Source organism: Mycobacterium sp. TH-M82 (assembly GCF_057473605.1).
Window position 1 is genome coordinate 1 of the sequence record NZ_JBYCKY010000686.1, and the last position, 13,013, is coordinate 13,013.

General features: G+C 68.1%; 12 protein-coding genes and 2 pseudogenes. 9 read left to right on the forward strand and 5 right to left on the reverse strand.

Annotation, left to right across the window (positions count from 1 at the left end):
• The 3 genes from AC2VON_RS20205 to AC2VON_RS20215 form a co-directional block, all read right to left on the reverse strand.
• Positions 1 to 337 (reverse strand): DUF3090 domain-containing protein (locus tag AC2VON_RS20205; RefSeq protein WP_486954512.1); only part of this gene is annotated, 337 nt, incomplete at its 3' end.
• Positions 338 to 395: 58 nt separating this feature from the next.
• The gene (locus AC2VON_RS20210) at positions 396 to 1,115 is read right to left on the reverse strand and encodes a histidine phosphatase family protein (RefSeq protein WP_486954513.1); all 720 of its coding nucleotides are present in this window, start codon (positions 1,113 to 1,115) and stop codon (positions 396 to 398) included.
• Entirely contained in the window at positions 1,112 to 2,023 is a 912-nt protein-coding gene (locus tag AC2VON_RS20215; protein ID WP_486954521.1) for an undecaprenyl-diphosphate phosphatase, read from the reverse strand. The genes AC2VON_RS20210 and AC2VON_RS20215 overlap by 4 nt, the downstream gene beginning before the upstream one ends.
• Before the next feature lie 191 nt (positions 2,024 to 2,214).
• Between AC2VON_RS20215 and AC2VON_RS20220 the strand changes: the two genes are divergently transcribed.
• The 9 genes and pseudogenes from AC2VON_RS20220 (at position 2,215) to AC2VON_RS20260 (ending at position 10,816) form a co-directional block, all read left to right on the forward strand.
• Positions 2,215 to 2,730, forward strand: coding sequence for a sigma-70 family RNA polymerase sigma factor (locus AC2VON_RS20220; protein WP_486954514.1), 516 nt, complete (start codon positions 2,215 to 2,217; stop codon positions 2,728 to 2,730).
• A pseudogene (locus AC2VON_RS20225) lies at positions 2,727 to 2,861 on the forward strand (hypothetical protein); the annotation flags it as partial. The gene AC2VON_RS20220 and the pseudogene AC2VON_RS20225, both read left to right, overlap by 4 nt.
• Before the next feature lie 174 nt (positions 2,862 to 3,035).
• A pseudogene (locus AC2VON_RS20230) lies at positions 3,036 to 4,112 on the forward strand (carotenoid oxygenase family protein).
• 71 nt (positions 4,113 to 4,183) lie between these two features.
• A complete protein-coding gene (locus AC2VON_RS20235; protein ID WP_486954515.1) occupies positions 4,184 to 4,714 on the forward strand; it encodes a sigma-70 family RNA polymerase sigma factor in 531 nt (176 codons plus the stop codon).
• Positions 4,714 to 5,508: an anti-sigma factor gene (locus tag AC2VON_RS20240; RefSeq protein ID WP_486954522.1), complete on the forward strand. Its 795-nt coding sequence runs from the start codon at positions 4,714 to 4,716 to the stop codon at positions 5,506 to 5,508. The genes AC2VON_RS20235 and AC2VON_RS20240 overlap by 1 nt, the downstream gene beginning before the upstream one ends.
• Positions 5,509 to 5,675: 167 nt before the next feature.
• Positions 5,676 to 8,129: an MMPL family transporter gene (locus tag AC2VON_RS20245; RefSeq protein ID WP_486954516.1), complete on the forward strand. Its 2,454-nt coding sequence runs from the start codon at positions 5,676 to 5,678 to the stop codon at positions 8,127 to 8,129.
• Positions 8,130 to 8,459: 330 nt separating this feature from the next.
• Entirely contained in the window at positions 8,460 to 9,485 is a 1,026-nt protein-coding gene (locus tag AC2VON_RS20250; RefSeq protein WP_486954523.1) for a YncE family protein, read from the forward strand.
• Positions 9,482 to 9,745 (forward strand): DUF5703 family protein, encoded by a 264-nt coding sequence (locus tag AC2VON_RS20255; RefSeq protein ID WP_486954517.1) that lies wholly within the window; start codon positions 9,482 to 9,484, stop codon positions 9,743 to 9,745. The genes AC2VON_RS20250 and AC2VON_RS20255 overlap by 4 nt, the downstream gene beginning before the upstream one ends.
• 3 nt (positions 9,746 to 9,748) lie before the next feature.
• Positions 9,749 to 10,816, forward strand: a complete 1,068-nt coding sequence (locus tag AC2VON_RS20260; RefSeq protein WP_486954518.1) for a quinone-dependent dihydroorotate dehydrogenase — start codon at positions 9,749 to 9,751, stop codon at positions 10,814 to 10,816.
• Between the two features lie 87 nt (positions 10,817 to 10,903).
• On the opposite strand, the gene AC2VON_RS20265 is transcribed toward AC2VON_RS20260, so the two are convergent.
• Both AC2VON_RS20265 and AC2VON_RS20270 read right to left on the reverse strand, forming a co-directional pair.
• A complete protein-coding gene (locus AC2VON_RS20265) occupies positions 10,904 to 11,470 on the reverse strand; it encodes a YbhB/YbcL family Raf kinase inhibitor-like protein (RefSeq protein WP_486954519.1) in 567 nt (188 codons plus the stop codon).
• Between the two features lie 36 nt (positions 11,471 to 11,506).
• Positions 11,507 to 12,847 (reverse strand): M20/M25/M40 family metallo-hydrolase, encoded by a 1,341-nt coding sequence (locus AC2VON_RS20270; protein WP_486954520.1) that lies wholly within the window; start codon positions 12,845 to 12,847, stop codon positions 11,507 to 11,509.
• Positions 12,848 to 13,013 lie beyond the last annotated feature (166 nt).

A 13,013-nucleotide genomic window follows, 5' to 3' on the forward strand; every position in this document is an offset into this window, starting at 1 on the left:
GTTCGACCACCACGGTCTGTGCCTCGGAATCCCAGCCCAGCCCCATGGTGCCGACCCGAAACTCCGCGTCGACCGGGGTGACGAGCGAGTTGAGATCCTCGACCGCAATGGACTCCGGGGGCTCCGGTGGTACCGGGGTGCCGAACCGGCGGTGCACTTCCAGCAGCAACGCGGCGATGCGTTCGGCCAGCACTTCGACCTGTTGTTTCTCCAGCACCACCGAGACCACCCGATTGTCGTGCACCGCCTGCAGATAGAACGTGCGGTTCCCGGGCTGACCGACAGTCCCGGCCACGAAACGGTCGGGAGTGCGGAAAACGTGGATTGCGCGAGCCATGGCATCTCCAAAATACCGGCCGCGCGGTTGTCATCGGGATTTCGTGACCCAAGCGGAATTATGAGGTGGATCCGCCGACGCTGGCGTCGCTGGCGTCGCTTGCATCGCCGGCGTCGCTGCGCCGCGCGTCGCCGTCGGGCTCCGGCGGTGCCGTCAGCGCGGTGGCCAGCCGCGCTCCGGTGTGGTTGACGTGTACGACGAACGGACGCAGCGGCGTGTAGCGGATCACACTCATCGACGCCGGGTCTGCGGCAACGCGCTGAAAACTGTCCAGATGGGTGCCCAGCGCATCGGCGATGACGGCCTTGATGACGTCGCCGTGGGTGCAGGCCAGCCACAGCGCGTCGGCACCGTACGCTTTCAGCAGCCGCCGCTCGTGCTCGCGAACCGCGGCCACCGCCCGGGCCTGAACCTGCGCCAGCCCCTCACCGTCGGGAAACACCGCCGCGCTCGGGTGGGACTGCACCACTTTCCATAGCGGCTCTTCGGCCAGGTCGGCCAGTTTGCGGCCGGTCCAGGCGCCGTAGTCGACCTCGGTCAGGCATTCGTCGACGACGGGCGTCAGGCCCAGCGCCGCGGCCAGCGGTTCCACTGTGCGCCGGCACCGCAACAGTGGCGAGCACACCACCGCACGGATCGGCAGCTGAGCTACCCGGTCCGGCAGTTCGGCAGCCTGCCGGGTGCCCACATCGTCGAGGTCGACCCCCCGGGAACGCCCGGCCAGCACACCGGCGGTATTCGCGGTGGATCTGCCGTGCCGCAGCAGGATGACGGTCACAGACCAGCTCCCGCCACCACCGTGCCGGAGGCCAGCAGCGCCAGCATCGTCGCCCCGGCCACCACCCGGTAACCGACGAACCAGTACATGCCGTGGCACACCAGAAACCGCAGCAGCCAGGCCACCGCGGCCCAGCCCACACCGAATGCGATCAGCGTGGCCACCAGGAGCTGCGGACCGGTGGCGCTCATCCCCGCACCGGCCGGGTGGAACGCGTCGGGCAGCGAGAACAGCCCGGAGGCAAGCACCGCCGGGATCGCCAGCAGGAAACCGAATCGTGCGGCCAGTTCCCGATCCAGCCCGGCGAAGAGCCCGGCGGAGATGGTCGCCCCGGATCGTGACACCCCCGGCACCAGCGCCAAGGTCTGGGCCAATCCGACCACGACGGCGTCGGCGTACGTCAGCTGCGCGAAGTGGCGGGTCTGGCGCCCGAGGTATTCAGCGGCGGCGATCACCACCGAGAACACCACCAGCGCGGTTGCCACCACCCAGAGGTTGCGCACCCCGGACCGGATCTGGTCGGCGAAGACCAGGCCCAGCACGCAGATCGGAAGGGTGCCGATGATCACATACCAGCCCATCCGGTAGTCGGCGTCGCGCTGGGTGGCCACCGGGTCGCGGCACATCTCGCGCCCGGACGCGCCGGCGGGGCCTAACGAAACCCGGGTCTTCGGCGTCGCGGCGATCACACCGCGCAACCATGCCTTGGCGATGCGCACGATGTCTCTGGCGAAGTAGACCACGACGGCGGCCTCGGTGCCCAACTGGGTGACGGCGGTGAACGATGCACCGGCGTCGCCGCCGAAGAACAGCCGGGACACCACCGCCAGGTGCCCCGACGATGACACCGGCAAAAACTCGGTCAGCCCCTGCACAACCGCCAGCACCACGGCCTGCGACCAGGACATCGGCGGAGTCGACACGACGACGACCGTACCTGGCGGGCGTCTCCGCCAACCACGGTGGGAGTGGCGCCGGCGGGTCGGGCGCAGCACACTGGATCACATCGGATCACCGACGACAGGGCAGCCGCCGTATCCAGCCGGCAGCGGTGAACTCAAGGGACGTGCGAGTCGAATTACCTACCGGAAGGTTGGTGATGGACATTCCGGAAACCGGCACCATGCGGATGCTGTACGACCAACACGCGGCAGCGCTCTGGCGTTATGCGTTCCGGCTGACCGGCGACCGGTCCCGCGCCGAGGACGTGATGCAGGAGACGCTGCTGCGCGCCTGGCAGCATCCCAAGGTCGTAGCAGACATCGACCGCTCGGCGCGGGCCTGGCTGTTCACCGTCGCACGCAACCTCGTCATCGACGAAAGCCGCAGCGCACGCTTCCGCTCCGAAGCCCGGTCGCAGGGAACCCCGGGCGCGCCTGAGCCAGCCGGCGCGGACGAGATCGCCTCGGCGCTGGACCGGATGCTGGTCGGTGACGCGATGGCGCAGCTCTCCTTCGAACACCGAGCCGTCGTTTCCCGCTCCTACTATCTGGGATGCAGCACCGCCCAGATCGCCACCGACCTGGGGATCGCCGAGGGCACCGTGAAATCGCGGCTGCACTACGCGCTGCGCGGGCTGCGACAGACATTGGAGGAAATGGGGGTGACACGATGACACCCACGCAGGGCCGCGGTAACGGCCGCGGCGGCGACGGTCACCGCTACACGACCTGGGATGCCGCATACGTACTCGGATCGTTGACGGCCGCCGACCGCCGTGAATTCGAGGTACACATGGGCCGGTGTGCATCGTGTCGACGGGCCGTCACCGAACTGGCCCACCTGCCCGCGTTGCTGTCGCTGCTGCATCGCGATGAGGTGGCCGCCCTCGATGCGGACAACGACTCATCACTGGCGCTGCCAGCTCTGCCCCACCAACTGACCGCGGCTTTGAACAATAACGGATCACGACAGCTCGACGTGGTCGGCTCGGCACAGCCCCCCGAGACCGTCTTTCCGGTTTTCAGGACCGCAAATTATGCTCCGGTACCTGATGAACTGACGGCCTTCGATCTGCCTGTCGAAGGCGCCATCCCGGCTGAGCTGAATGGTTGGTTATCTGCGTAACGGCCCGAATCCGCTTGTTGCCGAAGGTTATTGGTGCGTCGGCGACGGCATGGTGCACGGAATTCGGTTGGAGAACGGCCGGGCCGCCTGGTACCGCAACCGCTGGGTGCGAACGGAAAGCTTCGAGCGTCCGTTACCGGTGGATGGCGACGGCAGCACCGGTACCCTGCGCTCCAGCGTCGTCAACACCCATGTGGTGCGCCACGCCGGTAAGACCCTCGCGCTGTCCTGGACCTGCCGCTGGTATTTGACCTGGGTCTTGCGCTGACCATGGGTGACGAACGGAATCCGCCCTACCGATGGGATGACTCCTACGGCGCACGGCTGGGTGTGTTGCGCCGCGATGATCCGTTCGGGGAACTCCGTTGGTTCGACATCGATCCGTGCTATGCCTTCCACCTCGCCAATGCCTATGATGTGACTTCGTCCGGCGGCAATTCCATTGTGCTGCAGGTGGTCCGGTATCAGGAGTTGTGGCGAGACGACAGTGCTTTCGACACCGTGGCGAGCCTGTGGCGCTGGACGGTCGATCTGCGGGGCGGCACCGTCGCCGAGACCCAACTCGACGACCGCGGGGTTGAGTTCCCCAGGATCGACGACAGGCAATCCGGTCGCCCGGCTCGTTACGCGGTCGCGGTCGGCACCAACACACTGGTCCGCTACGACTTCGACCGCGGCACGGCCGACGAGCACCGGTTCGGAACCACGGACCTGCGCGGCAGCGCCGACGAGGGCGTCTTTGTCCCGGCCCGCGGGCACTCCCACGACGAACTGGCCGGCTGGTACCTGTGCTACGTCTACGATCCGTCGCGCGACGGGAGCGACCTGGTGGTCATCGACGCTTCCGATTTCGGCGGCGAACCCGTTGCCCGGGTGCGAATGCCACGGCGGGTGCCGCACGGGTTCCACGGCAACTGGATCCCCGACTGACCGCAGCGTGACCGCGGCACCGGTGAACCGGGTGCGGTGGCCAATCGTGTCACCACCAGGAGGTGAATCACATGCCCGCTGCCACGACGGTGGTCACCGGCGCGGTGACCCCGGAAGACACCCTGATGAAGGCGCTCTACGACGAGCACGCGGCCGCGCTGTGGCGTTATGCCCTGCGCTTGACCGGCGACCGCAGCCGCGCCGAAGACGTCGTTCAGGAAACGCTGCTGCGGGCGTGGAAGCATCCGGAGGTCGCCGGGAGCACCGCACGCGCCTGGCTCTTCACCGTCGCCCGCAATCTGGTCATCGACTTCAGCCGCAGCGGACGGGCGCGCCATGAGATCGGTTCCCTGGACGGCGCGCCCGAGCGGGCCGGCCCTGATGAAATCGACGCGGCATTGGACCGAATGCTGATCGCCGACGCGGTCGCGCGGCTGTCGGTCGACCATCGCACGGTGATCTGCCGGTCGTACTACCAGGGCTGGAGCACCTCCCGGATAGCCGCCGACCTCGAGATAGCCGAAGGCACCGTGAAGTCGCGGCTGCACTACGCGATGCGGGCGCTGCGTCTCGCGCTGCAGGAAGTAGGGGTGGCACGATGATGCCGCTGTGGGGCCCGCCGGACGAGCGCAACTGGTCCGGGGACGACCGGGAGTTTGTCCACAAATACCAGATGTGGGATGCCGCCTACGTGCTGGGGTCGCTGTCGGCAGCCGATCGGCGAGAATTCGAGTCGCACCTGGCCGAGTGCCCATCGTGCCGAGATGCGGTCGTCGAACTCAGCGGCATGCCGGCCCTGCTGTCAAATCTCGACCATGATGTGTTGGCCTCCCTCGACGAGGCCGCCGGTGCCAGTGAAACTCAGGCGACTCAGGCAACTCAGGCGCCGCTCCCGGAGTTGCTGGCGCCGCTGCTGACCACGGTGCGCCGGCAGCGGCTCCAGCGGCGCAGGGCGCGCCTGGCCTGGGTGGGCACCGCCGCCGCAGCCACGGTGCTGGCCATCGGTGTGATCGTCGGCGTCGAGGGCCCCTCGCTGTCGCCCAACTCCCCGCCGCAGGCGAGTATGGTGGCGCCGCAGGCGAGTATGGTGGCGCTGCCGATGGCTCAGGTGCACACCGCGCTGCTGGCCTCGACGGTCTCGCTAAGCGACGAGAGCTGGGGCACCCTCATCGAACTGCGCTGCGTCTGCCTGGCTCCGAACACCGCTCCGCACGATATGTTGGCGATGGTCGTGGTGGGTCGTGACGGTAGCCGCAGCCGGCTGGCGAGCTGGGTTGCGCACCCGGGACACACCGCGATGCCCACCGGCAGCACGTCGATGCCGGCTAATCAGATCGCATCCGTTCAGGTGGTGGCCGCCGACAGCGACGACGTGCTGCTGCAGCGCACGCTGTAACGGTCGAGCACGCTCCCGATCAGCGCGCGGGTGTTACGGCTTTGCCGGCTCACCCGTTCACCCTGTGGGTCGGCCGCGGATCGGATGAACGATGCACGCGCCGATTTCGTAAGTAACAAGGAGGGGTTGGTAAAGCCGGCACCGATACCGAACCGGAAGGACCCGATGTGTTGCGGGGGATCGCTCGAGCTGCCCTCGTCGCGCCGGGGCGGATGGTTGCCGCCGCGATTCTGGTCCTGATCGGGTCGGCTATCTTCGGCGCCCCGGTGGCCGGGCGGCTGTCGGCGGGTGGGTTTCAAGCTCCGGCGTCGGAGTCGGCCCGGGCGGCCCAGATGCTGATCGACAAGTTCGGTCACAGCGACCAGCAGATGCTGATCACGGTGAGCGCCCCCGACGGCGCGATGAGTGACGCGGCCCGAACGGTGGGCACCGACATCGCCGACCACCTGCAGGCCTCGCCGTGGGTTTACCGGGTGTCCTCGGCCTGGACCGGATCGCCCGGGCTGGTGAGCACCGACGGCACAACCGGGCTGATCGTCGCCCAGCTGAAGGGCGGCGAGAACAACGCCCAGCATTATGCCAAGTCGCTGGCCGACGAACTGGTCCATGACCGCGACGGCGTCACCGTCGCGGCCGGCGGCGACGCGGTGATGTATGCACAGATCAACCAGCAGAACCAACACGACCTGCTGCTGATGGAATCGATCGCGATCCCGCTGAGCTTTATCGTGCTGGTCTGGGTGTTCGGCGGACTGCTGGCGGCAGCGCTGCCACTGGCGGTGGGCGCGTGCGCGATCGTCGGGTCGATGGCGGTGCTGCGGTTGATCACCTTGTCCACCGACGTGTCGATCTTCGCGCTCAACCTGACCACCGCGATGGGCCTGGCCCTGGCTATCGACTACACACTGTTGATCATCAGCCGCTATCGCGATGAGCTGGCCGGCGGTGCGGCGGCCGACGACGCGCTCATCACGACCATGACCACCGCGGGCCGCACGGTGTTGTTTTCAGCGACCACCGTCGCGTTGTCGATGGCAGTCATGGTGGGCTTCCCGATGTACTTCCTGAAGTCTTTCGCCTACGCTGGCGTCGCCACCGTGGTGGTCGTCGCCGTCGCGGCCGTTGTGGTGACACCGGCGGTCATCGTGCTGCTCGGCGCACGACTCAACTCGCTGGATGTGCGCCGGTTGGTCCGCCGGGCGTTGGAGCGCACCGATCCCACGCCCAAACCGGTCGAGCGGCTGTTCTGGTACCGCTCTGCGACGGCGGTGATGCGCCGCGCGGTGCCGATCGGCCTGGCCGGTGTCGCCGTGTTAGTGCTCCTGGGGTCGCCGTTTCTCCGCGTCAAGTGGGGTTTCCCCGACGATCGGGCGCTCCCCCCCTCGGCGTCGGCACATCAGGTCGGGGACCGGCTGCGCACGGGCTTCGCCAACGACTCGGCCACCACGGTCAATGCGGTCATCGCCGATGTCACCAATCTCCGCCCGGCCGATCTCGAGCGTGTCGCCGCAGCGCTGTCGGCAGTGCCGAACGTGTCGGCCGTGACCGCTCCGACCGGGGAGTTTGTCGATGGAAGCCGGGTGGGACCGCCGGCGGCCCCGACCGGGCTGGCCGACGGCAGTGCGTTCTTCACCATCGCCAGCACCGCACCGCTGTTCTCCCAAGCTTCCGACACCCAGCTTGACCGGCTACACCAGGCCGCCAGCACGGCCGGCCAGCCGGTTCAACTGGCCGGGGTGGCGCAGACCAACCGCGACAGCGTGGCCGCCATCACCTCGCGGTTGCCGCTGACGCTGGGGTCGATAGCGGCAATCACCTTCGTGCTGCTGTTTCTGCTGACCGGAAGTGTGGTGCTGCCGGTGAAAGCGCTCGCCCTCAACGTGCTGTCGCTGACGGCCGCGTTCGGGGCGCTGGTCTGGATCTTCCAGGACGGCCATCTCGGTGCACTGGGGACGACGCCGACCGGGACGCTGGTCGCCAACATGCCGGTGCTGCTGTTTTGCATCGCGTTCGGGTTGTCGATGGACTACGAGGTGTTCCTGATCGCCCGGATCCGGGAATACTGGCTGGCGTCCGGCCGCACCCCGGCCGACAACGATGCGAGCGTGGCGCTCGGCCTGGCCCGCACCGGCCGGGTGATCACCGCCGCCGCGCTGGTGATGTCGATCACGTTTGCCGCGCTGATCGCTGCGCAGGTGTCCTTCATGCGGATGTTCGGCGTGGGGCTCACCCTGGCCGTTCTGGCCGACGCCACCCTGGTGCGGACGGTGCTGGTACCAGCCTTCATGCATCTTCTGGGCCGGACGAACTGGTGGGCACCCACCTCGCTGACCCGGCTGCACGAACGATTCGGCCTCACTGAGGACAGCCAGCGCACACCGTTGGCAACCGAACACGGTCGGCACCGCGCGCCTCGGCGCGGGTCGTCAGGAACGCGATACCGGCGTCGCGGCCGCCACCGCGTCGCGAACGGCCGCGCCCAGGCTGCGCTCGTCGGCGACGTCGATACCGACGAGCTTTCTGCTCGACGTCGCGACCACGTCCTCGGCCTGCGGAACGGGGCCGTCCAGCACGGGCCGGTACACCTCGACGATCAGCGACTGATGCTCGATGTGGAATGAGAAACTACGACCGTTACCGGCCAGGCCGAACCCACTGGCGAAAGCCCCGGTCGACATGTCTTCGATGACAAACTCATGACCAGCCAGCTGCCGGTCCTCGGCGGTGATCATGCGACGCAGAGTACCTTCTCGACGCCTTAGAATGTGCGAAACGCGCCAGAAGTCCGCTGAATCGCTTTCCTGAAAACCAAGTTTTCCTCCCCAGTCCGCCGACCGTCTACCAAGGGCTGACCGTTGCCACCGTTGTCACAGCACCACAAACTCGCAGAACACGCAGATCGGCCGCGTCCACCCCGCCGGCTGGCCAAGCTAGCGTTTTCGCTGCTCTCGCTGCTCTCGCTGCTCATCGCCGCGGGTTGTACGTCGAACCCGATCACTGCCCCGCCGCCGACGATCGCCCCCGCCGGACCCGCCGTTTCGCCGCCGCTATCGCATTCACCGGCGGGCACGATCCGGCCGCTGGGTGGCCGGCCGACCGCGGCGACCTTTGATGCGGGCACTTCAGCGCTGGTGGTGCTGTCCCCCGGTGGCGATCCGCAGGCACCGGCCACGGTGACCGTGTTCGGAGCCGGCTTGGCAGCCCGCCACGGCCCGGGGCGCGCCATCGCACTGCCGGGCGCGGCAACCGCGCTCGCCGATGACGGCCGCGGTAGCGCCTGCCTGTCTGCACGTGGCGGTTATTTCGTCGTCGACCTGGCGACTGGCCGTATCCGCCGGGTCGGCGTGAACGGCGCCACCGGCACCGAGTTCACCGCGATCGCGCGTCGCACAGACGGCACAATGGTGCTGGGCAGCGCCGATGGCGCCGTCTACGCACTGGCGCCCGACCCAGCGCCCGAAACGGCCTCCGAAGTCGCCATCGCAACCCGGGCGAAGATCTCTGGTCGCATCGATTCGATGGTGACACAAGGGAATACAGCAGTGGTTCTGGATCGTGGTCAAACCTTGGTGACCACCGTCGGCCCGGACGGCAAGCCTGCGTATGCACTGCGCGCCGGCCGCGGCGCCACCACGCTGGCGGCCGGCCCACACGGCCCGGTGCTGGCTGCGGACACCCGCGGCGGCCAGTTGCTGGTGTACGGCGTAGACCCGCTGATGCTGCGGCAGGCCTACCCGGTGGCCGGCGCTCCCTACGGCCTGGCCGGCTCCGGTAAGCTGGCGTGGGTCTCACAGACCGGGACGAACACGGTTATCGGTTTCGATCTGGCCACCGGCATACCCGTGGAAAAGGTACGGTATCCAACCGTGCGGCAACCCAATGCGCTGGCCTTCGATGACGTGTCGGGCACCCTGTATGTCGTGTCCGGGGTGGGCGACGGAGTCCAGGTCATCGAGCACGCGGCGGGCCCGCGTTGACCGCGGCGCGCCCTCGCCGGGGGCCGGCGGACTGGGACACCGAGATGTCCGATGAATACGAGTGGGTGCCGCTGCGGCTGCCACCGGAGATCACCCGGATCACCGCGTCCACCCGGTTGTCCATCGAAGCGGAGTACCGCGGTTGGGAACTGACCCGGGTACGGGTGTACAACGATGGAAGCAGACGGGTGTTGCTGCGCCGCAAGAGATCCCATCGGGATGGGCCAGCCGTTGAGTTGATCGACCAGCCGGGGTTATAGCGGATGGGCGCATACGGCGTACTGCGCCGGGCGCTGTTTTTGCTGCCCCCCGAACGCTCCCACACCCTGGGGTCCGCGGCGCTGCGCGCCGCCACCGCTTCCATACCGCTGCGCCGCCGCCTGCGCCGGGCGCTGGCACCCACCGACACGGTGCTGGCCAGCACCGTGTTCGGGGTGAACTTTCCCGGGCCACTCGGGCTGGCCGCCGGGTTCGACAAGGACGGCGCCGGGCTGCACACCTGGGGTGCGCTGGGCTTCGGCTACGCCGAGGTCGGCACCGTCACCGCAACCCCGCAGCCGGGCAACCCCGGACCGCGGCTGTTCCGGTTGCCCGCTGATCGGGCACTGCTGAACCGGATGGGGTTCAACAACTCCGGTGCCGGTGCGCTGGCGGCACGGCTGGCGCGGCACCACGCGGGCGTGCCGATCGGGGTCAACATCGGCAAGAACAAGACCACCCCGCCCGCGCACGCGGTCGACGATTACCGTGCCAGCGCTCGCCTGCTCGGCTCACTGGCCGACTATCTGGTGGTCAACGTCAGCTCACCGAACACGCCGGGACTGCGTGACCTGCAGGCCACCGAACAGCTGGCGCCCATCCTGTCCGCGGTGCGTGCCGAGACGGCGACCCCGGTGTTGGTTAAGGTCTCGCCCGACCTGACCGGCCCCGATATCGACGCCATCGCCGATCTGGCCGTCGAGGTGGGTCTGGCCGGCATCGTCGCCACCAATACCACGGCAGCACGTGAGGGACTGGCCACCCGCGGCGTGGACCGGTTGGGCGACGGCGGCATCTCCGGCCCGCCGGTGGCCCGCCGGGCCGTTGAGGTGCTGCGTCAGCTGTACGCCCGGGCCGGTGGAACGTTGGTGCTGATCAGCGTCGGCGGGATCGAAACCGCCGACGACGCCTGGGGGCGCATCACCGCAGGCGCGGCCCTGCTGCAGGGCTACACCGGCTTCGTCTACGGCGGCGGCCTGTGGGCCAAACACATTCACGACGGTCTCGCCCGCCGATTGCACGACGGCGGGTTCGCATCGCTGGCCGACGCTGTGGGCTCGGCCGCCCGCTAACGCTAACCACCGCGAGCATGCACAAAGTCGCACGAACCACGCCGCGGGAGTGCGATTTTGCGCATGCTCGCGGTGGCGAAGGGGGCGCTACCGCTGCTCGTAGGTGCCGAAGATGACCGCGCGGGCGATCGCCGTCATGAACAGGTTGAACCCGAGAAACGCCGGACTGGCGTCTTCGGGCAGGTCCAGTTTCTCGACCTTGACCGCGTGCACGGCGATGTAGTAGCGATGCGGACCATGACCAGCGGGTGGCGCGGCACCGACGTAGCGGCGCATGCCGGCGTCGTTGACCAGTGTCAGCGCGTTTCCCGGCAGCAGACTGCCGTCGCCGGCGCCCTCCGGCAGCTCGGTGACGGTGGCCGGCAGGTTTGCCACCGCCCAGTGCCAGAACCCGGACAGAGTCGGGGCGTCAGGGTCGTAGACGGTGACTGCGAAACTGCGCGTCTCCTCCGGGAATCCCGACCAACTCAGCTGGGGGCTGAGATCCTTGCCACCAGCGCCCATGATGCCGCTGATCTGGGCACTCGCCAGCGGCTGCCCGTTGGTAACCGACGCCGAGGTCAGCCGGAACGACGGCAGCGTCGGCAGCTCGTCGGACGGGTTGGGGCGCGCGATCGAGGTTTGACCGGCATACGGGTCGGGGGGTGTGCTCATAGTCGGTCCTCTCGCGGTGGCAGTGGGTCAACTGGATCAACAGTGTGTCAAGAAGTGTTGCAGCACCCTGGTGCCGAACTTCAGCGCATCGGCGGGCACCCGCTCGTCGACACCGTGAAACAGCGCAGCAAAATCGAGTTCCGGCGGCAGCCGCAGCGGGGTGAAGCCAAAGCAGCGAACACCCAAACGGCCAAACGCTTTCGCGTCGGTCCCACCGGAAAGCATATAGGGGACGGTACGGGCGTCGGGATCTTGAGCCAACAGCGCGGCATTCATCGCATCGACCAGGTCGCCGTCGAAACTGGTTTCATATGGCGGCAGGTCGGCGATCCATTCCCGGGTCACCTCCGGGCCGATCAGCTCGTCGATCTCGGCCTCGAATGCGGCCTTCCGGCCGGGTAGCACCCGGCAGTCGAGCACGGCCTCTGCCGTCGCGGGGATGACATTGGCTTTGTAGCCGGCGTGCAGCATCGTCGGGGTGGCGGTGTCGCGCAGGGTGGCGTTGACGACCCTGGCGATCGACCCCAGTTTCTCCACCATCCCTTCCAGGTCCGGTGAATCGAGGTCGATGGTCTGTCCGGTCTCATCGCTGACCGCCGCCAGAAATTGCACCACGGCATCGGTCAGTACCAGCGGAAACCGGTGGCTACCCAGCCGTGCGACCGCCTGTGCGACGGCGGTGACGGCGTTGTCGTGGTTGATCATCGACCCGTGCCCGGCGCGTCCGCGGGCGGTCAGCCGCATCCAGCACAGGCCCTTCTCCGCGGTTTCGATCAGGTAGAGCCGACGCTCACCGCCGTCGCGGCGCGGCACCGTCAGCGAGAAACCGCCCACCTCGCCGATCGCTTCGGTAACTCGAGAGAACAGGTCGCGACGGTGATCGACCAGCCAGTGCGCGCCGTAGCGGCCGCCCGCCTCTTCGTCGGCGACGAAGGCGAACACCAGGTCGCGGGGTGGCACGGCGCCGGTCGCCGCCAGGTGCCGGGCCACCGCGATCATCATGCCGACCATGTTCTTCATGTCGACCGCGCCGCGGCCCCACACGTAGCCGTCTTCGACCGCACCGGAGAACGGGTGCACGCTCCAATCAGCGGGCTCAGCCGGCACGACATCCAGGTGGCCGTGGATCAGCAGCGCGCCGCGGGACGTGTCGGCGCCAGCCAGCCGGGCGAACACGTTGCCCCGCCCCGGCGCGCCGGATTCGACGTATTCGGCTTGATAACCGGCCTCTTCGAGCTTGGCGGCGACCCAGTGGGCACACTCGGCCTCCCCCTTGGTGGTGTCCGCCTCGCCGGTATTGGTGGTGTCGAACCGGATCAGCGTGCTGACGATATCCACCACCTCGTCGACCGGATCGACCCCGACTGCCACAGTCACCTTTCCTACCACTTCCCAGCGCCGGCACCGCGCACCATGCTTGGCTTGCTTGCCAGGTTTGGGCCGTCCCGCCCGAATCCGATAGCCTTAGCTGCTCGACGCTTGAGCGTTGGTCCGAGTGGCGGAATGGCAGACGCGCTAGCTTGAGGTGCTAGTGCCCTATTAC